We start from the raw sequence: 25,651 nt of genomic DNA on the forward strand, positions 1-25,651 counted from the left end.
ACGGGGCGGAATGGACGCGCACGACGGGGACTTCGGTCCGCCGAAGGGGCCGATCACGTCGGGGGAGGCGGAAGCGGACGGGCCCCGCGCTCGGGACGCCGTACCCCGCCCACGGGCAGGAACCCCCAGCTCGGAGCCGGTGGCCACGAACGCTCAGGCGCGCCCGCGACAGGGTTCGCCGGCCGCGGGGAAAGGCCGTGCGGCCGGCTCCTCGGCCGGGACGGACGACCGTCGGCCCGGCTCCTCGGCCGAGGAGGGCGCGGACTCCGGCTCCCCCGCCGAGGGCGCGGCTCCCGCGTCCGGCCCGCCAGGAGGGGCCGTGGAGAGCGGGCCCGTTCCCCCCGCCGGACCCGCGCCGGCCGTCCCGGACGCTCCGGCCTCGCCCGACCCGGACCCGACCGGTTCCTCAGCCGCTCTCGTGGACGAGCCGGGCCGGCCCGGGCCCCGCACCGGGGTGGCCGCCCTCTCCCCCCGCTACCAGATCGGCGCCGCGCTCGCGCTGGCCGTGGTCGCGGTGACCGTCTGCGTCCATGTCGGGATGGTCTTCCTGCACGTCGCCCCGTCGAACACCGTCAGCAAGGCGCACGGCAGGGCGATCGACGAATGGATCTACCCGGAGTTCGAGCAGAACTGGAAGCTCTTCGCGCCGAACCCGTTGCAGCAGAACATCGCGGTCCAGGTCCGCGCCCAGGTCCGCACCGCGGACGGCGGCTCGCGGACCACCGGCTGGTACGACCTGTCCGCGCAGGACGGCCGGGCCATCGACGGCAACCTGGTGCCGAGCCACACCCAGCAGAACGAACTGCGCCGCGCCTGGGACTTCTTCACCGCCACGCACGGCAACGACAACCGTCCCGTCGGTCTGCGCGGCGCCCTGTCCGAGACCTATCTGCGCCGCATCGTGGTGCTGCGTCTGGAGCGGGGCGGCGCGGCCGGTGACGGCGGTGCCGTCGAGCGGATACAGATCCGCTCGCGCACCACCAACGTGACCCCGCCGCCGTGGAGCACCGAGAAGGTGTCCATGAGCCCGGTGTACCGCGAACTGTCCTGGTGGTCGGTGCCGGGCGACGAGACCGAGGGAGGCACGAGGTGAACCGGTTCTCCCTGTCGGTGTCCGCCGCGATCGCCCGCGTCACCGGGTCGGCGCTCGCGCCCTACCAGAGCGCCGTGGTCCGCATCGGGTTCAGCGCCACCTGGCTGCTGTTCCTGCTGCGCGAGTTCCCCCACCGCAATGAGCTCTACGGCCCCGACGGGCCCTGGAACTGGGATCTTGCCCGGCAACTGATCGACACCAACGGCGCGTTCACCGTGCTGATGTGGTCCGACGGGCGGGCCTGGTTCGAGGCGGTGTACCTGCTCGCCCTGCTCGCCGCCGCACTGCTGCTCGTCGGCTGGCGCACGCGCGCGATGTCGGTGCTGTTCATGGTCGGGGTGCTCTCGCTCCAGAACCGCAGTGTCTTCGTCGGTGACGGCGGGGACAACGTGCTGCATCTGATGTCGATCTACCTCGTGTTCATGCGGTGCGGGCGGGTGTGGTCGCTGGACGCGCGGCGGGCCCGGCGCGCCGACGAGGCACGCGCGCGTGGGGAGCGGGTCACGGACCGGGTGGGGCCGGCCCTGTGGGCCGCCGCCGGGTTCGTCCTGGTCTCCGTGACCGTCGCGGGCCGTTTCCACAGCGACTGGACCATCCCGGCGCTCCTGTGGGCGGCCTGGGCCGCGCAGGCCCTGTGGTGGGTCGTCGCCCGCCGCGCCAAGTCGGTACAGCCCCGGGTGCTGCTCGACGTGATCGCCGACGTCCTGCACAACGGGGCGCTCGTCGTGATCATGGCCGAGGCGTGTCTGATCTACGCGACGGCGGGCTGGTACAAGATCCAGGGTTCGCGCTGGCAGGACGGCACCGCGGCCTACTACCCGCTGCACCTGGACTACTTCTCGCCCTGGCCCGGGCTCGCCGACCTGCTGGCCGGCAGCGGCACGATGGTCCTGCTCGCGACCTACGGGACGGTGATCGTGCAGGTCGCCTTCCCGTTCACGCTCGCCAACCGGCGGCTGAAGAACGTCCTGCTGGCCCTGATGATGACGGAGCACGCGGTGATCGCCGTGCTGCTGGGCCTGCCGTTCTTCTCCCTGGCGATGATCGCGACGGACGCCGTCTTCCTGCCGACGACGTTCCTGCACCGGGTGGGCGGCTGGGCGGCACGCGCGCGTGGGTGGCTGTCGCCGGGCGCCCGTCGGACGGCGCAGGCGGAGCCGCCGGTCGAGGAGAGTCCGGGGCGCACGCACGTAGGCTTTCCCGCATGACCTCTGACGTGACCGCCGGATCCGATCCGCTGGGCCGGTGGCACCGGCTCGCCGACGGCGCCGGCGGGTCCGTCCTGCTCGACGGCTTCCATGCCCTCAAGCACGCCGTGCGCTTCGGGGCCGAGGTGCCGGTGGCGGTCACCACCGACCGCCGGGCGGCGCTCGCGCTCGCCGACGAACTGGCGCCGGACGTCCGCGACGCGCTGGACGCCCTTCTGACAGAGGTGCCGCAGGCGGTGTACGCCGCCCTCGTGCCGCGTCCGCACCCCACGGCGGTCGCCGCCCTGGCCCTGCGGCCGTCCCGGGCGGCCAACCTGGAACGGCTGGCGCGCGCGCCCCGGGTCACACCCGTCGTGGTCCTCGACAACCCCCGCAACCTCGGCAACGCGGGCGCGGTGATCCGGCTGGCCGCCGGTTTCGGGGCCACCGGCGTGGTCACCACCGGCACGCTCGACCCGTGGCATCCGACCGTGGTGCGCGGCGGCGCCGGGCTGCACTACGCGACCGCCGTGGAGCGGCTCACGGTCGACGAGCTGCCGGCCGGGCCGGTGTTCGCGCTCGACCCGGAGGGCGACGACATCCGGGGCGTGCGACTGCCGGACGACGCCCTGCTGGCCTTCGGCTCCGAGCGCAGCGGGCTCTCCGCCGCACTGCGCGCGCGTGCCGATCACCTCCTGGCGCTGCCGATGCGCCCCCAGGTCTCCAGTTACAACCTCGCGACCAGTGTGGCCATGACGCTGTACCACTGGAGCGCCACCGGGGGCGCACCGCACGTGCCGTAGCCGGCCCGCGGGGCCGGGGGACGGCTAGGCGTCCCGGCGGACCTCCACCATCCGGAAGCGGTTCGCGACGAACGCGCCGTCGGTGAGGGCCGCGTTGGCCGCGGGGTTGCCGCCGGAGCCGTGGAAGTCGGAGAACGCGGCCGTCTGGTTGACGTAGACCCCGCCGGTGAGGTTGAGCGACAGCTGCGCGGCCTCCTCCAGGCAGACCTCCTCGACGGCCCGCTCGAACTCCGCGTCGGTGGTGTACGCGCCGACCGTCATCGCGCCCTTCTCGCGCACCGTGCGGCGCAGCAGGTCGACCGCGTCGGCCGCCGAGTCGACGGCGACGGCGAAGGAGACCGGCCCGAAGCACTCGCCCATGTAGGCGGCCTCGTCGTCCGTGCCCTCCCAGTACTTGCGCGCGCCGTCCAGCTTGACGATCACCGGGGTGCGCACGACCGCGTCCGGGAACTCGGGGTTGCTCACCTCACGGGAGGCGAGGGCGACCTCGCCCAGGCTCGCGGCGGCCTCCAGGCGGGCCTTCACGTCCGGGTTGACGATCGCGCCGAGCAACGCGTTCGCGCGTGCGTCGTCACCGAGGAGGCCGTCGACCGAGCGGGCGAGGTCGGCGACGACCTCGTCGAAGGTCCTCGCGCCCTCGTCGGTGCGGATGCCGTCGCGGGGGACGAGCAGGTTCTGCGGGGTCGTGCACATCTGGCCGCTGTACAGGGAGAGCGAGAACGCCAGGTTGGCGAGCATGCCCTTGTAGTTCGCCGTGGAGTGGACGACCACCGTGTTGACGCCGGCCTTCTCGGTGTAGACCTGCGCCTGGCGCGCGTGGGCCTCCAGCCAGTCGCCGAAGGACGTCGAGCCGGTGTAGTCGACGATCCGGATCTCGGGCCGGGTGGCCAGGGTCTTGGCGATGCCCTCGCCGGGCCGTTCGGCGGCCAGGGCGACCAGGTTCGGGTCGAAGCCCGCGGCGGCGAGCACCTCACGGGCCACGCCCACGGTCAGGGCGAGCGGCAGCACCGCGCGCGGGTGGGGCTTGACCAGGACCGCGTTACCGGTGGACAGGGAGGCGAACAGGCCCGGGTAGCCGTTCCACGTGGGGAACGTGTTGCAGCCGATGAGCAGGGCGATCCCGCGCGGGACCGCCGTGAACGTCTTGGTCATCGCGAGCGGGTCGCGCTTGCCCTGGGGCTTGCTCCACTCGGCGGTGCCGGGCGTGCGGACCTGCTCGGCGTACGCGTACGCGATGGCCTCCAGTCCGCGGTCCTGGGCGTGCGGGCCGCCGGCCTGGAACGCCATCATGAAGGCCTGGCCGGAGGTGTGCATGACCGCGTGCGCGAACTCGTGCGTCCGGTCGCTGATCCGCTTGAGGATCTCCAGGCAGACCACCGCGCGCACTTCCGGGCCCGCGTCGCGCCAGGCGCGCTGTCCGGCCCGCATGGCGGGCAGCAGTGTGTCCACGTCCGCGTGCGGGTAGGTCACGCCCAGTTCGATGCCGTACGGCGAGACCTCGCCGCCCACCCAGTCGTCGGTGCCGGGCTGGCCGAGGTCGAGGCGGGTGTTCAGGACGGCGTCGAAGGCGGCCTTGCCGGCGGCCGCGTCGAGACTGCCGTTCTCGCCGTAGGCCTTGGGGTGTTCCGGGTGGGGGGACCAGTACGCGCGGGTGCGGATCGCTTCCAGGGCCTGGTCGAGGGTGGGCCGGTGCTGGGCGATCAGAGCGTGCGCGGTCGGTTCGGCGGCGGCCATGCGGGACCAACTCCTCGTCTTGAGAACTCTCCGTCGAGCTCATGACCTGGCGTAAACCTGGGCAGGAACAGCCAGTCAGGGCTAGAGTAACCGAACGATCGGTCGGGACAAGGGGGCCTGCCGCATCTGTGGAAATCCCCGTGCGGGAGGATCGCGCACATGACAGCACTCGACCTCAGCAGCCCCGTGGCCGTCGTCGGCACCGGCACCATGGGCCAGGGCATCGCCCAGGTCGCGCTGGTCGCTGGCCAGACCGTCCGGCTGCACGACGCCGTGCCCGGCCGGGCACGGGAGGCGGCCGCCGCGATCGGCGCCCGACTGGACCGGCTCGTCGAGAAGGGCCGCCTGGCCGCCACCGACCGGGACGAGGCACGGGCCAGGCTGCTGCCCGCGGAGAACCTCGCCGACCTCGCGGACTGCTCCCTGGTCGTCGAGGCCGTCGTGGAGCTCCTGGAGGCCAAGCAGGACCTGTTCCGGCAACTGGAGGAGGTCGTCGGCGACGACTGCCTCCTCGCCACCAACACCTCGTCCCTCTCGGTGACCGCCGTCGGGGGCGCCCTGCGCAACCCCGGCCGCCTGGTCGGCCTGCACTTCTTCAACCCCGCCCCGCTGCTGCCGCTCGTCGAGGTCGTCTCCGGTTACGCCACCGACGTCACCTCGGCCACGCGCGCGTACGAGACGGCCCGCTCCTGGGGCAAGACGCCGGTCGCCTGCGCCGACACCCCCGGGTTCATCGTCAACCGCATCGCGCGGCCCTTCTACGCCGAGGCGTTCGCCGTCTACGAGGCGCAGGGCGCCGACCCGGCCACCATCGACGCGATCCTGCGCGAGTCGGGCGGCTTCAAGATGGGCGCCTTCGAGCTGACCGACCTGATCGGCCAGGACGTCAACGAGTCGGTCACGCACTCCGTGTGGCGCTCCTTCTTCCAGGACGTGCGCTTCACGCCCTCGCTCGCCCAGCGCCGCCTGGTCGAGTCGGGCCGCCTCGGCCGCAAGACGGGCCGCGGCTGGTACGACTACGCCGAGGGGACCGGGACCGCCGAGCGGGCCGAGCCGCACACCGCGGAGAAGGCCCCGCCGCCCGCCTACGTCGTCGCCGAGGGCAACCTGGGCCCCGCGTCCGAACTGCTCGCGCTGATCCGCGAGGCGGGCATCCAGGTCCGCGAGGAGGAGGAGGACCACGGCACCCGTCTGGTGCTGCCCGGCGACGGCCAGCTCGCCCTCGCCGACGGCCAGACGTCCGTGGAGTTCCGCGACGTCGTCTACTTCGACCTCGCCCTCGACTACCGCAAGGCCACCCGCATCGCGCTGTCCGCCTCGCAGGACACCTCCACGCAGACGATGTCCGAGGCCATCGGCCTGTTCCAGGCGCTCGGCAAGGACGTCAGCGTCATCGGTGACGTCCCCGGCATGATCGTCGCCCGTACGGTCGCGCGGATCGTCGACCTCGCGCACGACGCCGTGGCCAAGGGCGTGGCCACCGAGGAGGACATCGACACCGCGATGCGCCTGGGCGTCAACTACCCCCTCGGCCCGTTCGAATGGAGCCGCAGGCTGGGCCGCACCTGGGCCTGCGCCCTGCTGGACGACCTCCACGAACGCGACCCCTCCGGCCGCTACGCGCCGTCCCTCGCGCTCTACCGGCACTCCTACGCCACCGAGAAGCGGGAGGGCGCCTCGTGACCACCGCCAAGCGCGACACCTACACGCCGGAGACGCTGCTCTCCGTCGCGGTCCAGGTCTTCAACGAGCGCGGCTACGACGGCACCTCCATGGAGCACCTGTCCAAGGCCGCCGGCATCTCCAAGTCGTCGATCTACCACCATGTGGCAGGCAAGGAGGAGCTGCTCCGGCGGGCGGTCAGCCGCGCCCTGGACGGCCTCTTCGCCATCCTCGACGAGGAGCACGCGCGCGTGGGGCACGCCGCCGCACGGCTGGAGTACGTCGTGCGGCGCATGGTCGAGGTGCTCATCGGCGAGCTGCCCTACGTGACGCTGCTGCTGCGCGTGCGCGGCAACACCGACACCGAACGGTGGGCGCTGGAGCGGCGCCGCGACTTCGACCACCGGGTCGCCGAACTGCTGAAGGCGGCCGCCGCCGACGGCGAGGTCCGCGGCGACATGGAGGTACGGCTCGCCACCCGGCTGGTCTTCGGGATGATCAACTCGATCGTCGAGTGGTACCGCCCGGGCGGCCGCGGGATGGTCGAGAGCGAGGTGGCCGACGCGGTGGTGCGGCTGGTCTTCGAGGGGCTGCGCACCGCCCCCTAGGGCTCAGCCCTGCGGTTCCAGGTCCTCCTCCTCGAAGACCAGCAGGGTGCGCGTGCTGAGCACCTCGGGGATCGCCTGGAGGCGGGTGAGCACCACCTCGCGCAGCGCCCTGTTGTCGGGCGTGTGCACCAGCAGCAGTACGTCGAAGTCGCCCCCCACGAGGGCGATGTGGGAGGCGCCGGGCAGCTGTCTGAGCTGCTCGCGCACCGTCCGCCAGGAGTTCTGCACGATCTGGAGCGTGATGTACGCGCTCGTGCCCTGTCCGGCGCGTTCATGGTCGACGCGGGCGCCGAAGCCGCGTATGACGCCGTCGTCGATGAGCCGGTTGATCCGCGCGTAGGCGTTGGCGCGCGAGACGTGGACCCGCTCGGCGACCGACCGTATCGAGGCGCGGCCGTCCGCCTGGAGCATCTGGAGGATGTCCTGGTCGATGGCGTCGAGCGGGCGCGGCGGTGGCGGCGGGACGCTGCCCGGGGACGGGGGACCGCTCGGCAGCGGGGCACCGGTCGTCGGCTGAGGGCTGCCCGCGGGCGGCGCGACGCCGCTCTCCGGACCTTCGGCCATTTGTTCAGGTGCCATGTCCCCCTGCCTCCCTGCCATGGACGTACTGCACCCATCTCAGGTTGTGGAGAACCGTTTGTCCACAGCCTGAGGGGCCCTGTAGCCAAAATGTGCCGACGACCGAACAATCGGTAGGTGAGGCGGGTCACAGCCGACACGTCTCCCGTAGCCGCTCCCACGAGGAGGTGCCGTCATGACGGTCATGGAGCAGCGGGGCGCGTACCGGCCGACCCCGCCGCCGGCCTGGCAGCCCCGTACCGACCCCGCGCCGCTGCTGCCCGACGCGGAGCCGTACCGCGTCCTCGGCACCGAGGCGGCCGCCCAGGCCGACCCGGAGCTGCTGCGCAGGCTCTACGCCCAGCTGGTGCGCGGTCGCCGATACAACGTCCAGGCGACCGCCCTCACCAAGCAGGGCAGACTCGCCGTCTACCCCTCCAGCACCGGCCAGGAGGCCTGCGAGGTCGCCGCCGCGCTCGCCCTCCAGGAGCGCGACTGGCTCTTCCCGAGCTATCGCGACACCCTCGCCGTCGTCGCCCGCGGGGTGGACCCCGTCCAGGCACTCACCCTGCTGCGCGGCGACTGGCACACCGGCTACGACCCCTACGAGCACCGGGTCGCGCCGCTGTCCACGCCGCTGGCCACCCAGCTCCCGCACGCCGTGGGCCTCGCGCACGCCGCCCGCCTGAAGGGCGACGACGTGGTCGCGCTCGCCATGGTCGGCGACGGCGGCACCAGCGAGGGCGACTTCCACGAGGCGCTGAACTTCGCGGCCGTCTGGCAGGCCCCGGTCGTCTTCCTGGTGCAGAACAACGGCTTCGCGATCTCCGTGCCGCTCGCCAAGCAGACCGCCGCCCCCTCGCTGGCCCACAAGGCCGTCGGGTACGGCATGCCGGGCCGGCTGGTCGACGGCAACGACGCGGCCGCCGTGCACGAGGTCCTGGCCGACGCCGTACGGCACGCGCGTGAGGGCGGTGGCCCCACCCTGGTGGAGGCGGTGACCTACCGCATCGAGGCCCACACCAACGCCGACGACGCCACCCGCTACCGCGGTGACGCCGAGGTCGAGACCTGGCGCGACCACGACCCGATCCAGCTGCTGGAGCGCGAGCTCACCGAGCGCGGCCTGCTCGACGAGGACGCCAAAAGCGCCGCGCGGGACGCCGCCGAGGCGATGGCCGCCGATCTGCGCGCCCGCATGAACCAGGACGCGACGCTCGACCCGATGGACCTGTTCTCCCACGTGTACGCCGAACCCACGCCCCAACTGCGCGAACAGCGCGACCTGTTGCGGGCCGAGCTCGAGGCCGAGCAGGAAGGCGCGCACTGATGACCACCGTCGCCCTCAAACCCGCCACCATGGCGCAGGCCCTCACCCGCGCGCTGCGGGACGCGATGGCCGCCGACCCGTCCGTGCACGTCCTGGGCGAGGACGTGGGCACCCTGGGCGGTGTCTTCCGGGTCACCGACGGGCTCGCCGCGGAGTTCGGCGAGGACCGCTGCACGGACACCCCGCTCGCCGAGGCCGGCATCCTCGGCACGGCCGTCGGCATGGCGATGTACGGACTGCGGCCGGTCGTGGAGATGCAGTTCGACGCCTTCGCCTACCCGGCGTTCGAGCAGCTCATCAGCCATGTCGCCCGGATGCGCAACCGCACCAGGGGACGCATGCCCCTGCCGATCACCGTGCGCGTGCCCTACGGCGGCGGCATCGGCGGCGTCGAACACCACAGCGACTCCTCCGAGGCCTACTACATGGCGACCCCGGGCCTCCATGTCGTCACGCCCGCCACGGTCGCCGACGCCTACGGTCTGCTGCGCGCGGCCATCGCCTCCGACGACCCGGTCGTCGTCCTCGAACCCAAGCGGCTGTACTGGTCCAAGGACTCCTGGAACCCGGAGGAGCCGCAGAGCGTCGAGCCGATCGGCCGGGCCGCGGTGCGGCGCCCCGGCCGCAGCGCCACGCTGATCACGTACGGCCCGTCGGTGCCGGTCTGCCTGGAGGCGGCCGAGGCGGCGCGCGCCGAGGGCTGGGACCTGGAGGTCGTCGACCTGCGGTCCCTGGTGCCCTTCGACGACGAGACGGTCTGCGCCTCGGTACGGCGCACCGGGCGCGCGGTCGTCGTGCACGAGTCGGGCTCCTTCGGCGGCCCGGGCGGCGAGATCGCGGCCCGCGTCACGGAGCGCTGCTTCCACCACCTGGAGGCGCCGGTGCTGCGCGTCGCCGGGTTCGACATCCCCTATCCGCCGCCGATGCTGGAGCGCCACCACCTGCCCGGCGTGGACCGCATCCTGGACGCGGTGGCCCGGTTGCAGTGGGAGGCCGAGAACTGATGGCACAGGTGCTGGAGTTCAAGCTCCCCGACCTCGGGGAGGGACTGACCGAGGCGGAGATCGTCCGCTGGCTGGTCGAGGTCGGCGACGTCGTCGCCGTCGACCAGCCGGTCGTCGAGGTCGAGACCGCCAAGGCGATGGTCGAGGTCCCGTGCCCGTACGGCGGTGTGGTCACCGCCCGCTACGGGGAGGAGGGCACCGAACTGCCCGTCGGCGCCCCGCTGATCACCGTCGCGGTCGGCGCACCGGACTCCGGCGCTCCGGCCGCCGCCGAGGGCTCGGGGAACGTCCTCGTCGGGTACGGCACGTCGGAGGCCCCCGCGCGCAGGCGCCGCATCCGCGCGACGCGTCCGCAGCCGGCCGCTTCCGTGACCGTCGACGCCGTGGCCCCGGCGGCCCTCACCCCACCGGCCCCTGCCCCAGCGGCCCCCGCCTCTTCGGCGACCTCCGCCCCCGCGGCCCCGGCCGTGCTGCTGCCGGACGGTCCTGTCCCGGTGATCTCACCGCTGGTGCGCAGGCTCGCCCGGGAGAACGGCCTGGATCTGCGCGAGCTCACGGGCTCCGGACCGGAGGGACTGATCCTGCGGGCGGACGTGGAGAACGCGCTGCGGACGGCGGTGGCGAGCGACCAGGCGGCACAGAGCATCCAGGCCGTACAGGCGGCCCCGGCAGCCCCGGAGGCGCAGGAGGTACCGCGGCCGAACGGGTCCGCCGCTCTCGACGGCGGCCGCCGGATCCCGCTCAAGGGCGTCCGGGGAGCCGTCGCCGACAAGCTCTCCCGCAGCCGGCGCGAGATTCCCGACGCGACCTGCTGGGTCGACGCCGACGCGACGGAGCTGATGCGGGCCCGGGCCGCCATGAACGCCGCCGGCGGAGCGAAGATCTCCCTCCTCGCGCTGCTCGCCCGGATCTGCACCGCGGCACTCGCCCGCTTCCCGGAACTGAACTCCACCGTCGACCTCGCCGCCCGCGAGATCGTCCAGCTCGACCAGGTCCACCTCGGCTTCGCCGCGCAGACCGACCGGGGACTCGTCGTACCCGTCGTCCGCGACGCGCACGCCCGCGACGCCGAGGCGCTCACCGCGGAGTTCGCCCGCCTCACCGAGGCGGGCCGCGAGGGGCGCCTCACCCCCGCCGACCTGACCGGCGGCACCTTCACCCTGAACAACTACGGGGTGTTCGGGGTCGACGGCTCCACGCCGATCGTCAACCACCCGGAAGCGGCGATGCTCGGCGTCGGCCGCATCATCCCCAAGCCCTGGGTGCACGAGGGCGAGCTCGCGGTGCGCCAGGTCGTCCAGCTCGCGCTCACCTTCGACCACCGGGTGTGCGACGGCGGTACGGCGGGCGGCTTCCTGCGCTACGTGGCGGACTGCGTGGAACAGCCGGCGGTGCTGCTGCGCACCCTGTGATCACGGGCGCGCCCCGGGGGTTTCCCGCGATCGCGGTGATCGGGCGGGCCCACATGCCCGGGGCGGCCCGCATACTCGGGGGGTGACCCCCGACGAGTCCCCCGCCCATGACGCCGTCGTGCTCGCCGGTGGCGGCGCCCGCCGCCTCGGCGGAGCCGACAAGCCGGGGGTGCGGGTGGGCGGCCGCGCGCTCCTCGACCGGGTCCTCGGCGCCTGTGCCGACGCACGGACCACGGTCGTCGTCGCGGAACCCCGGCCCACCGCCCGTCCCGTGCGCTGGGCGCGCGAGGATCCGCCCGGCGGCGGCCCCGTCGCCGCGCTCGACGCCGGGCTGCGCCGGACCGCGGCGGACGACGTCCTCGTCCTCTCCGCCGACCTGCCCTTCCTCGCGGCGGACACCGTACGGCGGCTGCTGAGCACCCTGCGCGCGGGCCGTGCCGAAGGGGTGCTGCTCACCGACGCCGACGGCCGTGACCAGCCGCTCGTCGCCGCGTACCGCTCGGCCGCGCTGCGCCGCGAACTGGCGGCGCTCGCCGCGGACCAGGGAGCCCTCACAGGGCTGCCGCTGCGCCGGCTGACCGCCGGACTCGACCTCACCCGCGTCCCGGACCCCGTCGCGTCGTTCGACTGCGACACCTGGGACGACATCGCCGCCGCCAGGGCACGGATCAGGGAGCATGGCCACGTGTTGGATGAATGGATCTCCGCAGTCAAGGACGAGCTGGGCATCGACCTCGACGTCGACACCGGCGTCCTCCTCGATCTCGCCCGCGACGCCGCCCACGGTGTGGCGAGGCCCGCCGCCCCGCTGACCACCTTCCTGGTGGGCTACGCCGCCGCGCAGGCCGGGGGAGGTCCGGACGCGGTGGCCGGGGCCGCCCGCAAGGCCGCCGCCCTGGCGTCGCGCTGGGCCGAGGAGGCCCGGCGCGAGGAAGCCGAGCAGGCGGCGGGTCGACAGGCGTCCGCGCAGCAGGGGACCGGCGAGCACAAGACCGGCGAGCAGAACACCGGCCGGGAGAACGGCGCCGGGCCCGGCGGCTCCGGACCGGACGCCGGATGACCGCCCGCGGCACCGGCCAGGGCCTCGACGCCGAGGACCTCGACGTCGAGGAGGCGCTCGCCCTCGTGAAGGACGGCAACGGCACCGGCCGCCCCACCGGCGGCCGCGGCCGCGCGCAGGGCGAGGGCCACGGCAGCGGCACCCGGCCCGGCCCCTCTGCCCCGGAGACCGGCCACCCGGGCGGCACCGCGGAGCACCGCCACGCGGCGACACCGTGGCCCGAGGCCCGGACGATCGCCGCCCGCGCCGCACGGTCCGTCGCCGCCCGCCGCGCCCCCCTCTCCGTGACCCTCGGCGACGCTCTCGGCCTCGTCCTGGCCGCCCCGCTGACCGCCCTCACCGACCTCCCCTCCTTCGACACCTCGGCGATGGACGGCTGGGCGGTCGCCGGTCCCGGTCCCTGGCGGGTCCGGGAGGAAGGCCTGCTGGCCGGAAGCGCGGCGCCCGCGCCCCTGGCGGACGGCGAGGCCGTACGGATCGCCACCGGAGCGAGGATCCCCGCGGACACCACCGCGGTCCTGCGCAGCGAGCACGGCCGCACCGACGACAACGGCCGGCTGCACCCCACCCGCGAGATGCAGCACGGGCAGGACATCCGCCCGCGGGGCCAGGAATGCCGCAGCGGCGATCAACTGCTGCGCGCCGGGGCCATGGTGACCCCGGCCGTCCTCGGTCTCGCCGCCGCAGCCGGGTACGACACGCTGGCCACGGTCCCCCGGCCCCGGGTCGAGGTACTCGTCCTGGGCGACGAACTGCTCGCCGAGGGCCGCCCGCACGACGGCCTCATCCGGGACGCGCTCGGCCCGATGCTGCCTCCCTGGCTGCGGGCGCTCGGCGCCGAGGTCACCGCCGTACGCCGACTCGGCGACGACGCGAAGGCCCTGCACAAGGCCGTCACCACTTCCGCCGCCGATCTCATCGTGACCACCGGGGGCACCGCCTCGGGACCCGTCGACCATGTCCACCCGACCCTGCGCCGCATCGACGCCGAACTCCTCGTCGACGGCGTCAAGGTGCGCCCCGGCCACCCCATGCTGCTGGCCCGCATCAGGGACGACCAGCATCTCGTCGGCCTGCCCGGCAATCCCCTGGCCGCCGTCTCCGGTCTGCTCACGCTGGCCGAGCCGCTGCTGCGCGCCCTCGCCGCCCGTCCGGCCCCCGAGTCCTACGCCCTGCCGCTGCGGCAGGCGGCGCACGGGCATCCGTACGACACCCGGCTCATCCCGGTCGTTCTACGGGGTGACCACGCCGTGCCGCTGCACTACAACGGTCCGGCCATGCTGCGGGGCATCGCGGCGGCCGACGCGCTCGCCGTCGTGCCGCCGGGCGGCACGCGGGCCGGTCAGCAGGCCGAACTCCTCGATCTGCCCTGGGCAGCGGCCGGGATCGACGCCTGTTTCACGTGAAACAGTCCCGGTTCACCCATGTTCCACGTGAAACAGCACCCGGTCGCCCGTGTTTCACGTGAAACACGGTGTCATGCCTGCTCGGTGATTCGCGCGGTGCGGCTGACCGTGATCACGCGGTCGCCCTGCCGGAGGGACGCGAGCCGGGGGTCGGTGTAGTCCAGCAGTTCCTTGCCCCGGACGACGGCCACGACCAGATCCGCGCAGCTGCGCGGCGCCGCCCCGATCTCCTCCTCGGTGACCGGGCGCTCGATGAGGTCCAGACCCCGGCCGAGGGTCATCAAGTTCTCCAGGGTCCTGGCCACGGTCGGGCTGACCATCGAGACACCGAGCAGCCGGCCGGCGGAACTGGAGCTGGTGATCACGGTGTCCGCGCCGCTCTGCTTGAGCAGGGGGACGTTCTCGTCCTCCCGGGCGGCGGCGACGATGGTCGCCCGGCGGTTCATCTGCCGGGCTGTGAGGGTGACCAGGGCGGCCGTGTCGTCGCGTTGGGGGGCGACGATCACCCGGGAGGCGTTCTGCACCTCGGCCTTGAGGAGCGTCTCCGAACGGGTGGCGTCCCCGGTCACCGACACCAGGCCGTCGTCGCCCGCGGCGAGCGCGGACTTGCGCTGCGCGTCCACGACCACGATCCGCTCCTTGGCGATGCCCTGCCCCACCAGGGTCTCCACCGCGTGGCGGCCCTTCGTGCCGTACCCGACGACCACGATGTGGTTGCTGGTGCGGGCACGCCAGCGGTGGACACGGACCTGCTGGCGGGTGCGCTCGGTGAGCACCTCGAGGGTGGTGCCGACCAGGATGATCAGGAAGACCACGCGCAGCGGTGTGATGACGAGGATGTTGACGAGCCGGGCCGTGTCACTGACCGGGGTGATGTCGCCGTAGCCGGTGGTGGAGAGCGTGACGGTGGCGTAGTAGGCGGCGTCGAGGAGGCCGACGGAGCCGTCCGAGTTGTCGCTGTAGCCGTCGTGGTCGGCGTAGACGATCAAGGTGGTGAGGGCCAGCACCAGCAGGCCCATGGCGAGACGGCGCAGCACCTGCTGGAGCGGCGGCACACCGATGCGCAGGGGCATGGTGATGGACCGGCCCGCCTCGGCGTCGTCGCGGGCCTCGCTGCGCGAGCGGTACCACAGGGACCTGAAGAGGGAGAGTCTGGCCGGGCGGGCCGGTCGTCGTTCGTCGTCCTTCATCGTGTGCCCCCTGTGACGGTGATCGGATCGGTGGGCACCATGGTTCCCGGCGGGTCGGTGCCCGTCGCGAAGCAACACGAGGACATCCGGGCCACGCGCGTCCACACGTCCACGTATGTCCACGAGTCCACGGATATTCATGAGCCCACGGATGTCCATGATCCCGGAGGTGTCCCCTTGCGCGACCACACTGTCGTCGTCGGCTTCGGTACGAAGGGCCGGTCCGCGATCCGGACGGCCTGCGCGGCGGGTCTGCGCAAGGAGCAGGTCGTGGTGATCGATCCCAGTGCGAAGGTGATCGACGCGGCCCGGGCCGAGGGCTACGAGGGCGTGATCGGGGACGCCACCCGCAACGACGTGCTGCGGCGCGCCGAGGTGCAGCGGGCCGGGCGGATCGTGATCGCGACCCAGCGCGACGACACGGCCGTCCTGGTGGCGCTCACGGCCCGCCAGCTCAACCCGGGGGCGAAGATCGTGGCGGCGGTCCGCGAGGAGGAGAACGCCCCGCTGCTGCGGCAGTCGGGAGCCGACGAGGTCATCACCAGCGCGGGCGCGGCAGGACGGCTGCTGGGTCTTTCGGTGCTCAGTCCGGCCGCGGGCAGGGTCATGGAGGACCTCATCCAGCAGGGCGACGGTCTCGACCTCGTGGAACGCCCCGTCACCAAGGCCGAGGCGGGCCGCACGCCGCGCGAGACGGACGACCTGGTGGTGAGCGTCGTCCGCGGACACCGTGTCCTCGACTACGACGATCCGGCGATCGGCGTGCTGGAACCGACGGACCGGGTGGTCACCATCGTGCGGGTCGGACCGGGCAGTGAGCGCGCCGCCCTCGGCGCACCCGGCATGCCGGGCGTCCCGCCGCTCCCGCCGGCCTGAGGAGTAGCGTCCTTCTCATGCATGCGATCACGATTCCCGAACCTGGTGGTCCCGAGGCGCTGGTGTGGGACGAGGTCCCCGATCCCGTACCCGGCGAGGGAGAGGTCCTGGTCGAGGTGGTGGCCGGCGCCGTCAACCGCGCCGACATCCTCCAGCGGCAGGGCTTCTACGACCCGCCGCCCGGCGCTTCCCGCTACCCCGGTCTGGAGTGCTCCGGCCGGATCGCCGCGGTCGGTCCCGGAGTGTCCGGCTGGGCCGTCGGCGACGAGGTGTGCGCGCTGCTCTCGGGCGGCGGCTACGCCGAGAAGGTCGCCGTCCCGGCCGGGCAGCTGCTTCCCGTGCCGGAGGGCGTCGAGCTCCGGCAGGCCGCCGCGCTCCCGGAGGTGACCAGCACCGTCTGGTCGAACGTCTTCATGATCGCCCACCTCCGTCCCGGTGAGACGCTGCTCGTGCACGGCGGCTCCAGCGGGATCGGCACCATGGCGATCCAGCTGGCCAAGGCCGTCGGTGCCAGGGTCGCCGTCACGGCGGGCACCAAGGAGAAGCTGGAGCAGTGCGCCGAGCTGGGCGCGGACATCCTGATCAACTACCGCGAGCAGGACTTCGTGGCCGAGCTGAAGCAGGCCACGGACGGTGCCGGCGCCGACGTCATCCTCGACAACATGGGCGCGAAGTACCTGGACCGCAATGTCCAGGCGCTCGCCGTCAACGGCCGTCTCGCGATCATCGGTATGCAGGGCGGGATCAAGGCCGAGCTGAACATCGGCGCGCTCCTCGGCAAGCGCGCCGCGATCAGCGCGACCTCGCTGCGGGCCCGGCCCCTGGAGGAGAAGGCGGCCATCGTGGCGGCCGTACGGGAGCACGTCTGGCCGCTGCTGGCCGCCGGCCGGGTGCGCCCGGTCGTCGACCGTGAGGTCCCGATGAGCGAGGCCGCGGAAGCCCACCGGCACGTCGAGGCCAGCGGCCACATCGGCAAGGTGCTGCTGGTGGCTCCCGCGAGCACGATCTAGCGGCGCAGGCGCAGGCGCAGGTGCGGGCGCAGGTGCGGGCGGCGGCGCAGGTGGAGGTGCGGACGGCCGTGCGAGCGCAGGCCGGGAACTCGGCGGCGCCGGAAGTGCCGGAAGTGCCCGAGGTGCCGGGCGCGGGTCAGCCGCGGCGCAGCCGCAGGGCGGCGAGGGCGAGGGCGATACCGAGACCGACGAGGACGAGACCGCTGCCGAGGGGCAGTATCCGGAGCACGGGGGCGTCGGACGGGTTCCCCTGGTCCGCCGCCTGCCGCACGGTGTCCCGAGGCGCCGTGGAGGGCACGGGAGCGGCGGCCTCCGGCGATTCGGGCGCCGCGGTGTCGGTGCCGTCGCCGGCCGGCGCGTCCGGGTCCTCGCCGGTGCCGTCCTCGCCCGCGCTGTCCTCGTCCCCCGTGTCCTGTCCCTCCCCCGAGGCGTCCTCGTCGGCCCGGTCGCCCACCCGTCCGGGCCGCTGCCGCCCCTCGCCCGCCCGGCTTCCCGCCCGGTCCGGCGCGGGGGAGGAAGCGGCCGGCCCGACGGAGGAGGCCGGCACGGCCGCGTGCGTACCGCTGGCCGCGTGCGTTCCACTGGCCGCGTGCTGAGGGACAGCGGCCCGTGACGCGACGGCCGTGTGCTGAGCGACGGCCCCGGACGGTGCGCCGGCCGCGCGCGGCGGGTCAGGAACGCGTGAGGGTCCGGCTGCCTCCGGTGGGACAGCCGCCCGTGACGCGATGCCCGCGTGCGGCGGGAGGTCCACGGACGGTGTGACGGCCGCCCGCGACGTTCCGGCCCCCTGCGGCACGCCGGCCACGGAAGACGTGTCAGCCGTCCGCGGCGCGCCGGCCTCCTGCATCGTGTCGGCCTGCTGCATCGCGACAACCGCCCCCGGCGCGCCGGCCCTCTGTGTCGCGCCGGCCCCCTGGACTGCGCCGGACGCCTGTGTCGCGCCGGCCCCCTGCACCGCGCCCGACGCCTGTGTCGCGGCTGCCGCGTGCGAAGGGGTGACCTCGCACGGCAGGACCAGCAGGGCGAGCCCGCCCAGCACGCCGGTTCCGGTGCGTACGGCGGCCCGCATCGAGCGCCGTCCCTGCTGCCATGGAGTCACGTCCGTGACCCCCTCCCGCTGCCCAGTCGCCAAGAAAAGACGCGACAAGCCTCACATCGGGGACGGTTCACCGCATCGCGGACTACGCCGAACGGAAACGGTGGATCAGCTGTCGCGGGGGGTGCCACGGTGATGAGGTGGGGGTGTGCGAGAGAATGGCGGCATGGAGATGCCGAGGAACGAAAGGTCGCCGGAGAACGCCCAGAAGATCCTGGTCGTAGGACAGGACGGCATGGCGCTCGGTGACATCGACGCTGACGACGACTCCCGTGAGATCCCGGTGACCGAGCAGGTCGAGCAGCCGGCGAAGGTCATGCGGATCGGCAGCATGATCAAGCAGCTGCTCGAGGAGGTGCGCGCGGCTCCTCTGGACGAGGCGAGCCGGGCCCGGCTGAAGGAGATCCACTCGAGCTCGGTGAAGGAGCTGGAGGACGGCCTGGCGCCGGAGCTGGTCGAGGAACTGGAGCGGCTCTCCCTGCCGTTCAACGAGGAGTCCACGCCGAGCGACGCGGAACTGCGGATCGCGCAGGCCCAGTTGGTCGGCTGGCTGGAGGGCCTCTTCCACGGCATCCAGACCACCCTCTTCGCCCAGCAGATGGCGGCGCGCGCCCAGTTGGAGCAGATGCGCCGGGCGCTGCCGCCGGGAGTCGGTCTGGAGGGCGCCGGCGACGACCCGCGGGCGGGCGGACGCTCGGGCGGACCGTACCTCTGACCAGGACGACAAGGCGGTTTCCACAGCCGTACAGCAGAAGGGCCCGGCGCCGAGCGCCGGGCCCTTCCCGCTGTTCCTGACGTCAGACGGTCACGAGGCGGGGTTGCCCGTGGAGACCTTGATCTCGATCTCGGGCATGTCCTCCGGGTTCACGTCCGTCCCGGCGGAGGGGAACTGGTCCATGACCGCCCCGTCACCGTAGGTGTTCTCGTCCACCTTGGTGATCTTGTACTGCCAGCCGGCGGCCTGGAAGCACTCCTTGACCGAGGCGATGTACTTGAACTTGAAGTTGGGGACCCGGATCTTGTCGGGGTCGTTGTAGGACTCCTGCGGCTCGGAGCACTCCGTCGACTCGATCGTCTTGGAGGTGTCCGGGCCGCGGTAGTCCGCCGCCTTCGTCGCCGCCGGCGAGGAGCTGGTGGTGGTGCCGGCCTTGGCGTCGTCGTCGCTGCCGTCGGCCAGGCTGGCGATGAGGCCGCCGACCACGACCAGGGCGACGACGGCCGCGCCGACGAGCACCGCCTTGCTGTTCTTGCGGCCCCCGCCGCCCGGGGACACCGCGGTGGACTGCTGCGGGGAGAGGTTGTACGCGGGCGGGGTGTGCGGGCCCTGCTGGTGACCGTAGGCCGGTGCGGGCGTCTGGTAGCCCTGCTGCGGATAGCCGTAGGAGGGCTGCGGCGTCGGGGTGCCGTACGGGTTCGGGGTCGGGGCGGGCTGGTAGGGGGTCTGGACGCCGCCCTGGGGCGGCGGGGTGCCCTGGCCGACCGGCGGGAACACCGCGGAACCGACGCCCGCGCCGCTCGACGTCTGCGCGCCCGGCACGATGCTCGGCGGGGCCGGCTGGAAGGACGCGGCGACGCGCAGGCACTCGTCCCGCATGGCGACGGCGGTGGGGAACCGTTCGTTCGGGTTCTTCTTCAGCGCGCGGGCGATGAGCGCGTCGACGGCCGGCGGCAGCGCCCGGTTGACCGAGGAGGGGGCGACCGGCTCCTCCTGCACATGCGCGTACGCGATCGCAAGCGGTGAATCCGCCTCGAACGGCAGCCGCCCGGTGACCAGTTGGAAGAGCATGATGCCGACCGAGTACAGGTCGGAGCGCGCGTCCACGGCACGCCCCAGGGCCTGTTCGGGCGAGAGGTACTGCGGGGTGCCGACGACCATGCCGGTCTGCGTCATCGAGGTGACACCGGACTGCATGGCGCGTGCGATGCCGAAGTCCATGACCTTGACGACGCCGCGCTTGGTCATCATCACGTTGCCGGGCTTGATGTCGCGGTGGACGAGCCCCATCTCGTGGCTGATCTCCAGCGCGGCCAGCACGTCGGCGGTGATCTTCAGTGCCTTGTCGGCGGGCATCGCGCCCTGCTGCCGTACGTCCTCGTCGAGCACCGAGCCGAGCGGGCGGCCCTCGATGTACTCCATGACGATGTACGGCGTCGTCAGTCCGCCGACCTCGTCCTCGCCCGTGTCGAAGACGGAGACGATGTTGGTGTGCGTGAGCTTGGCCACGGCCTGGGCCTCGCGGCGGAAGCGCTCGCGGAAGGCCTGCTCGCGGCCGAGTTCGGTGTGGAGGGTCTTCACCGCGACCTGACGGTCGAGCACGGCGTCGTAGGCGAGGTGCACCGAGGCCATGCCGCCCTCGCCGAGCAAGTCGCGCAGCTGATAGCGGCCCGAGGCCAGCGCCCGTCCCGCGTACCGGCCCTGTGCGCCGTCCTGGCTCATCTTCTGCGTCCCCCGTAGGCCCTCAGGCGCCGTATGACTGTCGTTGATCGATAGTGCTATTCGGGCCAAGTCTGCCGCAGGGCACCGACACGTCAAGCTCGGTGCCCGTTCCGTGACCCTACGAGAAAGAAGCGTCGCGGAAGCGTTACAGGTGCCGTACGGCCGGTACACGGAATTTGCACGTCGGCATGGAGTACGGGTTTGATGACCGGTCCGCCCCGGACCGGCGTCCGGGCCCGCCCCGGGCGGTGTTCCGGGGATCGTCCCGGGCCGGAGGCTTGCGCGGAGGCTGTAGCGTGGCCGACGGAGACCGTAACAACACCGCGCGCACCGCGGGCAGAAACGACGGCGAGGACTGATGGCACAGCAGCGCGCTCAGGGCCCGTCCGACCCCGAGGCGACTGGCGGCGGGATGTCAGACGCGCCGGAGAACTGGGGCAACGGCGGGCTGGTCGGGGACGGCCGGTACCGGCTGACCCGCAGACTCGGCCGGGGTGGCATGGCCGAGGTGTTCGCGGCCGAGGACGTACGCCTCGGACGGACCGTCGCGGTCAAGCTGCTGCGCGCCGACCTGGCCGAGGACCCGGTGTCCAAGGCGCGCTTCACGCGTGAGGCGCAGTCGGTGGCCGGCCTCAACCATCACTCGATCGTCGCCGTGTACGACTCCGGCGAGGACTTCGTGGGCGGCCAGAGCGTGCCGTACATCGTGATGGAGATCGTCGAGGGACGCACCATCCGCGACCTCCTCCTCAACGCCGAGGCCCCGGGCCCCGAGCAGGCCCTGATCATCACCTCGGGGGTGCTGGAGGCGCTCGCCTACTCGCACCAGCACGGCATCGTGCACCGCGACATCAAGCCCGCGAACGTGATCATCACGCACAACGGCGCCGTCAAGGTGATGGACTTCGGCATCGCGCGCGCCCTGCACGGCGCGTCCACGACGATGACCCAGACCGGCATGGTCATGGGAACGCCGCAGTACCTCTCGCCGGAGCAGGCGCTCGGCAAGGCCGTCGACCACCGTTCCGACCTGTACGCGACGGGCTGCCTGCTGTACGAACTCCTCGCGCTGCGTCCCCCGTTCACCGGGGAGACGCCGCTCTCGGTGGTCTACCAGCACGTGCAGGACATCCCGGTGCCGCCGTCGCAGACCTCGGACGGGGAGTGTCCGCCTGAGCTCGACGGTCTCGTCATGCGGTCCCTGGCCAAGGACCCGGACGACCGGTTCCAGACGGCCGAGGAGATGCGCGGCCTCGTCCAGTACGGGCTCCAGATGCTGTACGACCAGGGCGGCCACACCGGCACCTGGAACACCGGCCCGGTCGGCGCGCAGGACGGCCGTGGCGCGGCCGCCGCGGCCTTCGCGAGCACGAGCGTGCTGCCGCACGGCGGTGACGGTGCCAGCACCTCGCAGATCCCGCAGCCGATCCTGCCCACCGGTTACGGCGGCGGTGACGACGGCGGTTTCGAGGGCCACGGCAACAAGGGCAGCGGCCGCGGCAAGCTGTGGATCCTCGCCGTCTTCGCGGTGATCGCCATCGCCGCGGGCGTCGCGCTCGCCCTGAACGGCAAGGGGCAGGGCGGCGGCGGCGCCGACCCCTCGCCGTCGTCGTCCGCCTCGCAGTCGGCGTCGGACGACACCGCCAGTGAGACACCGAGCGACGAGCCGAGCGACACCGCCACGGACGACAGCTCGGACGACAACTCCGGTTCGAACTCGGATTCGAACTGGACGCCGTCGTACTCGCCCTCGTCCAAGCCGTCGTACTCCTTCTCCCCGTCGCCCAGCAACGAGCCGAGCGACGAGCAGTCGGCGAGCCCGTCGGACGAGCCGTCCGAGCCGCAGACCAGCGACCCGGGGACGGACGGCGGAACGGGCGAGACGGGCGGCACCACGACCGGTGCGGACCAGGGCGGAACCACGCTCGGCAGCATCGGCTGACCGCCCGGCGTACACCACGCATCACCTCACGCGCGCGTGGGCCCCTCACCGGGGTCCACGCGCGCGTGTGTGTCCGGCGCCCGGTTCAGTCCGCGAAGGCGCCGCACACCGCGTCGTACTCCCGCGTCCACCACACGACGAGGGCCGAGGCGGCCGGGAACTGGGAGTCCGCGCGGGTGTCGCCGCGCTCGTAGTGCCAGCGCAGCATCCAGAAGTCGTTGAGGCGCTCCCACCAGACCCGGTGCACGGCCGCGGCCAGTTCCCCGGGCGTGGCGCCGGCCGCGCGCCGGTACGCGCGTGCGTACCGCCTCGCCTTCGGCAGGTCGAGGGTCCCGTCGGGACGCACGAAGAAGATCGCGGCGGCGCGCACGGTCTCCTCCGCCCGGGGCTGCACGCCCAGTCGGTCCCAGTCGACGATCGCGGCGGGGGCGTCGCCCCGGTACAGCAGGTTGAAGGGGTGGAAGTCCCCGTGCACCCAGCCGACCGGGCCGCTGTGCGGGGGACGGCGGTCCGCGTGCCGTTCGAGCAGCGCGCGCCGCTCCAGGAGGCGGTGGCGGGCGAGTTCGTCGAAGGAGTCGGCCGGGTGGCGGCGGCGCACGCGCGCGAGCAGGTCGTCGATGAGGACGAAGGTGTCGGCCGGGTCGGTGCCGGGGGCGGGGTCCCCGGCGGTAGTGGGGGCCCCGGCGGGGTCGGCCGGACCGGCGTCGGCGAGCCGCCCGGGGGGCAGGGCGGCCCCGGGCCGGGAGTGGTGACCGGTGGGCCCGGTCGGCGGGGCGTGCCCGGGGGGAACGGCCGCGGTGGCTCGGGCGCCGTATCCGGGGGGTGGCGGGACGCGGTGCTGCCTCTCCCGCCCCGACGGAGCGCCGTCCCAGCGCCCCGCGCCGTCCGCGCACCATGATCTCCCCGTGAGAGCCGAGCCGTCCGCGCACCCTGCTTCGTCCGCGCACTCCAAGTCCTCCGCGCGCTCCGTGTGGTCGCCGCGCCCGCGGGGCGGGTGCTGTCCGCGCGCGGGGGGCACCTGGGCGCCGTGCCGGGGGGCCGGGCGCTCGTCCTGGGCCCGCATCACGTGGTCCAGGCCGGTGTGCACCGCGCCCAGCAGCGCTCCGAGGCGGCCGCACTGGCCCGGCGTGAGCTGCGTGCCGTGCCGGTGGCGTCCCTCGATCCAGGGGTGCAGGGCGTAGGCGTGCCCACCGACGACGGCGACCGTGCGTCCGTCGTGGCCGGGCAGCGGCGGGGCGACCGGGACGCCGAGGTCGGCCAGCCGCTCGGTGGCGCGGTGCTGGCGGGCGATGGAGACGGGGTCGGCGGTCTCCGGGTCGAAGTGGTGCTTGAGGAAGTAGCGGCCCCGGGTGGTCCGCAGCCGGTAGCCGCGGTTCAGCAGCCCCTCCTGGACGGGCTCACAGGCGAGCGGGGTGCCGGCGGCGTACCGGCGGAGCAGGGCGCCCAGAGGGGGCGCGTGGAGCATGGAGGGGGGTAAACCGGAGTGCGGCACGCCCCGATGTTAAAGCACGAGCCGGGGCTGTGAGCTGGGGTTTGTCACACACAGTCACCGGCTGTCAATGGGTGTCACGGATGATCGTTTCAGATCACTCCCGGGGCCGGAGCGCAACCCGCGGCGCGTGCCCGTGACCCCGTCCTCCGGGCGGCCGGCGGTGGCGCGTCGAGCGGCGTCCTGCCGGGTCCGACGGCCCAGGGTGATCGCCCGGTGTCACAAACGGAGTCTTCCCGTGGACTGGGTGGCCGGGATAACGTGCCGTTGCTCCGGCCTCCTGCAAGGCTGTGACCAGGCTCTCTCCCGACTTTGCCGATTTACTTGGAAATCCAAGCAAAAACGCAGGTCAAGAGGGGTTTCACAGAAATGTGACGCACTGGGTAACGTGATGACCGCAGGGCGCTCGCCGGGGCACCTGTCACACCTGTTCCGACCGAGTGACACCCACCCCGTGCACGGGTGTCGGAAAAGGTGAGCCGCACTGGTACCCGGCAACCCCGGGGGCCGGACCGACGGAGGAGCACACGTGACCGTGGAGAGCACTGCCGCGCGCAAGCCGCGACGCAGCGCCGGAAGCAAGGCCGGCGCCACCGGCACCGAGCGCACCACCCGCACCACCGCCAGGAAGGCCGCCGAGCCCGAGCTCGTGCAGCTGCTGACGCCGGAGGGCAAGCGGGTCAAGAACGCGAAGAACGCCGAGTACGCCAAGTACGTCGCCGATGTCACCCCCGAGGACCTCCGCGGCCTCTACCGCGACATGGTGCTCACCCGCCGTTTCGACGCCGAGGCCACCGCCCTCCAGCGCCAGGGCGAGCTGGGCCTGTGGGCCTCGCTGCTCGGCCAGGAGGCCGCCCAGATCGGCTCGGGCCGCGCGCTGCGCGACGACGACTACGTCTTCCCGACCTACCGCGAGCACGGCGTCGCCTGGTGCCGCGGGGTCGACCCGACCAACCTGCTCGGCATGTTCCGGGGGGTGAACAACGGCGGCTGGGACCCCAACGGGAACAACTTCCACCTCTACACGATCGTCATCGGCTCGCAGACGCTGCACGCCACGGGCTACGCCATGGGCGTCGCCAAGGACGGCGCGGACAGCGCCGTGATCGCGTACTTCGGCGACGGCGCCAGCAGCCAGGGCGACGTCGCGGAGTCCTTCACCTTCTCCGCGGTCTACAACGCGCCGGTCGTGTTCTTCTGCCAGAACAACCAGTGGGCGATCTCCGAGCCCACCGAGAAGCAGACCCGCGTGCCGCTCTACCAGCGCGCGCAGGGCTACGGCTTCCCCGGCGTCCGCGTCGACGGCAACGACGTCCTCGCCTGTCTCGCGGTCACCCGCTGGGCGCTGGACCGGGCCCGCGACGGCGAGGGACCCACCCTCGTCGAGGCGTACACCTACCGCATGGGCGCCCACACCACCTCGGACGACCCGACGAAGTACCGGGCCGACGAGGAGCGCGAGTCCTGGGAGGCGAAGGACCCGATCCTGCGCCTTCGCCGCTACCTGGAGGCCTCGAACCACACGGACGAGGGATTCTTCGCGGAACTCGAGGCCGAGAGCGAGGCGTTGGGCAAGCGGGTGCGCGAAGCGGTCCGCGCCATGCCCGACCCGGACCGGTTCGCCATCTTCGAGAACGTCTACGCGGACGGACACGCGCTCGTCGACGAGGAGCGGGCCCAGTTCGCCGCCTACCAGGCATCGTTCGCGACGGAATCCGACAGCGGCCTCGCCGCGGGCCCCGGGGGTAAATGAC

At 73.1% G+C, this 25,651-nt stretch carries 20 protein-coding genes and 1 pseudogene; 15 read left to right on the forward strand and 6 right to left on the reverse strand.

What is annotated here, in order from left to right:
• Window positions 1-319 precede the first annotated feature (319 nt).
• The 3 genes from Saso_RS18915 to Saso_RS18925 are packed head-to-tail and all read left to right on the forward strand — an operon-like array spanning window position 320 to window position 3,083.
• Window positions 320-1,093: a DUF5819 family protein gene (locus Saso_RS18915; RefSeq protein WP_307822235.1), complete on the forward strand. Its 774-nt coding sequence runs from the start codon at window positions 320-322 to the stop codon at window positions 1,091-1,093.
• Window positions 1,090-2,301, forward strand: coding sequence for an HTTM domain-containing protein (locus Saso_RS18920; protein ID WP_229901348.1), 1,212 nt, complete (start codon window positions 1,090-1,092; stop codon window positions 2,299-2,301). Before Saso_RS18915 ends, Saso_RS18920 begins: the two co-directional genes overlap by 4 nt.
• Complete coding sequence (locus Saso_RS18925; protein WP_189923589.1) at window positions 2,298-3,083, forward strand: TrmH family RNA methyltransferase; 786 nt, start codon at window positions 2,298-2,300, stop codon at window positions 3,081-3,083. The genes Saso_RS18920 and Saso_RS18925 overlap by 4 nt, the downstream gene beginning before the upstream one ends.
• A gap of 24 nt (window positions 3,084-3,107) precedes the next feature.
• On the opposite strand, the gene paaN is transcribed toward Saso_RS18925, so the two are convergent.
• On the reverse strand, window positions 3,108-4,817 hold the full coding sequence (paaN, locus tag Saso_RS18930; protein WP_189923587.1) for a phenylacetic acid degradation protein PaaN: 1,710 nt from the start codon (window positions 4,815-4,817) through the stop codon (window positions 3,108-3,110).
• Between the two features lie 159 nt (window positions 4,818-4,976).
• Here paaN and Saso_RS18935 point away from each other — a divergent pair, with 159 nt between their 5' ends.
• Both Saso_RS18935 and Saso_RS18940 read left to right on the forward strand, forming a co-directional pair.
• Window positions 4,977-6,500, forward strand: coding sequence for a 3-hydroxyacyl-CoA dehydrogenase (locus Saso_RS18935; protein WP_189923585.1), 1,524 nt, complete (start codon window positions 4,977-4,979; stop codon window positions 6,498-6,500).
• A complete protein-coding gene (locus tag Saso_RS18940) occupies window positions 6,497-7,087 on the forward strand; it encodes a TetR/AcrR family transcriptional regulator (protein WP_189923582.1) in 591 nt (196 codons plus the stop codon). Before Saso_RS18935 ends, Saso_RS18940 begins: the two co-directional genes overlap by 4 nt.
• A gap of 3 nt (window positions 7,088-7,090) precedes the next feature.
• On the opposite strand, the gene Saso_RS18945 is transcribed toward Saso_RS18940, so the two are convergent.
• Entirely contained in the window at window positions 7,091-7,666 is a 576-nt protein-coding gene (locus Saso_RS18945; RefSeq protein ID WP_229901347.1) for an Lrp/AsnC family transcriptional regulator, read from the reverse strand.
• 175 nt (window positions 7,667-7,841) lie between these two features.
• Here Saso_RS18945 and pdhA (Saso_RS18950) point away from each other — a divergent pair, with 175 nt between their 5' ends.
• The 5 genes from pdhA (Saso_RS18950) to Saso_RS18970 all read left to right on the forward strand — a co-directional run bounded on the left by pdhA (Saso_RS18950) (window position 7,842) and on the right by Saso_RS18970 (window position 13,857).
• Window positions 7,842-8,975: a pyruvate dehydrogenase (acetyl-transferring) E1 component subunit alpha gene (gene pdhA, locus Saso_RS18950; RefSeq protein WP_189923580.1), complete on the forward strand. Its 1,134-nt coding sequence runs from the start codon at window positions 7,842-7,844 to the stop codon at window positions 8,973-8,975.
• Window positions 8,975-9,979: an alpha-ketoacid dehydrogenase subunit beta gene (locus Saso_RS18955; protein ID WP_189923578.1), complete on the forward strand. Its 1,005-nt coding sequence runs from the start codon at window positions 8,975-8,977 to the stop codon at window positions 9,977-9,979. Before pdhA (Saso_RS18950) ends, Saso_RS18955 begins: the two co-directional genes overlap by 1 nt.
• Window positions 9,979-11,391 (forward strand): dihydrolipoamide acetyltransferase family protein, encoded by a 1,413-nt coding sequence (locus tag Saso_RS18960; RefSeq protein WP_189923576.1) that lies wholly within the window; start codon window positions 9,979-9,981, stop codon window positions 11,389-11,391. The genes Saso_RS18955 and Saso_RS18960 overlap by 1 nt, the downstream gene beginning before the upstream one ends.
• An 82-nt stretch (window positions 11,392-11,473) precedes the next feature.
• A complete protein-coding gene (locus tag Saso_RS18965) occupies window positions 11,474-12,451 on the forward strand; it encodes an NTP transferase domain-containing protein (RefSeq protein ID WP_229901346.1) in 978 nt (325 codons plus the stop codon).
• A complete protein-coding gene (locus Saso_RS18970) occupies window positions 12,448-13,857 on the forward strand; it encodes a molybdopterin molybdotransferase MoeA (RefSeq protein ID WP_189923574.1) in 1,410 nt (469 codons plus the stop codon). The genes Saso_RS18965 and Saso_RS18970 overlap by 4 nt, the downstream gene beginning before the upstream one ends.
• 71 nt (window positions 13,858-13,928) lie before the next feature.
• Here Saso_RS18970 and Saso_RS18975 read toward each other — a convergent pair whose 3' ends face one another.
• Window positions 13,929-15,047 (reverse strand): potassium channel family protein, encoded by a 1,119-nt coding sequence (locus Saso_RS18975; protein WP_189923572.1) that lies wholly within the window; start codon window positions 15,045-15,047, stop codon window positions 13,929-13,931.
• 177 nt (window positions 15,048-15,224) lie between these two features.
• Here Saso_RS18975 and Saso_RS18980 point away from each other — a divergent pair.
• Together Saso_RS18980 and Saso_RS18985 are read left to right on the forward strand one after the other, a co-directional pair.
• Window positions 15,225-15,923 (forward strand): annotated as a pseudogene (locus Saso_RS18980) (potassium channel family protein); the annotation flags it as partial.
• A 17-nt stretch (window positions 15,924-15,940) separates the two neighbouring features.
• The gene (locus Saso_RS18985) at window positions 15,941-16,933 is read left to right on the forward strand and encodes an NAD(P)H-quinone oxidoreductase (RefSeq protein WP_189923570.1); all 993 of its coding nucleotides are present in this window, start codon (window positions 15,941-15,943) and stop codon (window positions 16,931-16,933) included.
• Between the two features lie 136 nt (window positions 16,934-17,069).
• Here the strand turns inward: Saso_RS18985 and Saso_RS18990 are convergent, their stop codons facing one another.
• On the reverse strand, window positions 17,070-17,480 hold the full coding sequence (locus Saso_RS18990) for a hypothetical protein (protein WP_189924017.1): 411 nt from the start codon (window positions 17,478-17,480) through the stop codon (window positions 17,070-17,072).
• Between the two features lie 715 nt (window positions 17,481-18,195).
• Here Saso_RS18990 and Saso_RS18995 point away from each other — a divergent pair.
• Window positions 18,196-18,744, forward strand: coding sequence for a bacterial proteasome activator family protein (locus tag Saso_RS18995; RefSeq protein ID WP_189923568.1), 549 nt, complete (start codon window positions 18,196-18,198; stop codon window positions 18,742-18,744).
• A 90-nt stretch (window positions 18,745-18,834) separates the two neighbouring features.
• Here the strand turns inward: Saso_RS18995 and Saso_RS19000 are convergent, their stop codons facing one another.
• Window positions 18,835-20,466, reverse strand: coding sequence for a protein kinase domain-containing protein (locus Saso_RS19000; protein ID WP_189923566.1), 1,632 nt, complete (start codon window positions 20,464-20,466; stop codon window positions 18,835-18,837).
• A gap of 355 nt (window positions 20,467-20,821) precedes the next feature.
• Between Saso_RS19000 and Saso_RS19005 the strand changes: the two genes are divergently transcribed.
• On the forward strand, window positions 20,822-22,408 hold the full coding sequence (locus Saso_RS19005; protein ID WP_189923961.1) for a protein kinase domain-containing protein: 1,587 nt from the start codon (window positions 20,822-20,824) through the stop codon (window positions 22,406-22,408).
• Between the two features lie 85 nt (window positions 22,409-22,493).
• Here Saso_RS19005 and Saso_RS19010 read toward each other — a convergent pair whose 3' ends face one another.
• On the reverse strand, window positions 22,494-23,873 hold the full coding sequence (locus tag Saso_RS19010) for an aminoglycoside phosphotransferase family protein (RefSeq protein ID WP_189923564.1): 1,380 nt from the start codon (window positions 23,871-23,873) through the stop codon (window positions 22,494-22,496).
• Between the two features lie 553 nt (window positions 23,874-24,426).
• Here Saso_RS19010 and pdhA (Saso_RS19015) point away from each other — a divergent pair.
• Window positions 24,427-25,650, forward strand: coding sequence for a pyruvate dehydrogenase (acetyl-transferring) E1 component subunit alpha (pdhA, locus tag Saso_RS19015; protein WP_189923563.1), 1,224 nt, complete (start codon window positions 24,427-24,429; stop codon window positions 25,648-25,650).
• Window position 25,651 lies beyond the last annotated feature (1 nt).

Source organism: Streptomyces asoensis (assembly GCF_016860545.1).
In the GTDB taxonomy this organism is placed as follows: Bacteria; Actinomycetota; Actinomycetes; order Streptomycetales; family Streptomycetaceae; genus Streptomyces; species Streptomyces asoensis.

What these genes read in the sequence shown, in the direction of transcription:
- Saso_RS18985 (WP_189923570.1), top strand. Translation starts at nt 15,941, where the DNA reads ATGCATGCGATCACGATTCCCGAACCTGGTGGTCCCGAGGCGCTGGTG.
- Saso_RS19000 (WP_189923566.1), bottom strand. Translation starts at nt 20,466, where the DNA reads ATGAGCCAGGACGGCGCACAGGGCCGGTACGCGGGACGGGCGCTGGCC.
- Saso_RS18925 (WP_189923589.1), top strand. Translation starts at nt 2,298, where the DNA reads ATGACCTCTGACGTGACCGCCGGATCCGATCCGCTGGGCCGGTGGCAC.
- Saso_RS18935 (WP_189923585.1), top strand. Translation starts at nt 4,977, where the DNA reads ATGACAGCACTCGACCTCAGCAGCCCCGTGGCCGTCGTCGGCACCGGC.
- Saso_RS18960 (WP_189923576.1), top strand. Translation starts at nt 9,979, where the DNA reads ATGGCACAGGTGCTGGAGTTCAAGCTCCCCGACCTCGGGGAGGGACTG.
- Saso_RS18970 (WP_189923574.1), top strand. Translation starts at nt 12,448, where the DNA reads ATGACCGCCCGCGGCACCGGCCAGGGCCTCGACGCCGAGGACCTCGAC.
- Saso_RS18945 (WP_229901347.1), bottom strand. Translation starts at nt 7,666, where the DNA reads ATGGCACCTGAACAAATGGCCGAAGGTCCGGAGAGCGGCGTCGCGCCG.
- Saso_RS19010 (WP_189923564.1), bottom strand. Translation starts at nt 23,873, where the DNA reads ATGCTCCACGCGCCCCCTCTGGGCGCCCTGCTCCGCCGGTACGCCGCC.
- Saso_RS18995 (WP_189923568.1), top strand. Translation starts at nt 18,196, where the DNA reads ATGGAGATGCCGAGGAACGAAAGGTCGCCGGAGAACGCCCAGAAGATC.
- Saso_RS18955 (WP_189923578.1), top strand. Translation starts at nt 8,975, where the DNA reads ATGACCACCGTCGCCCTCAAACCCGCCACCATGGCGCAGGCCCTCACC.
- Saso_RS18975 (WP_189923572.1), bottom strand. Translation starts at nt 15,047, where the DNA reads ATGAAGGACGACGAACGACGACCGGCCCGCCCGGCCAGACTCTCCCTC.
- pdhA (WP_189923580.1), top strand. Translation starts at nt 7,842, where the DNA reads ATGACGGTCATGGAGCAGCGGGGCGCGTACCGGCCGACCCCGCCGCCG.
- paaN (WP_189923587.1), bottom strand. Translation starts at nt 4,817, where the DNA reads ATGGCCGCCGCCGAACCGACCGCGCACGCTCTGATCGCCCAGCACCGG.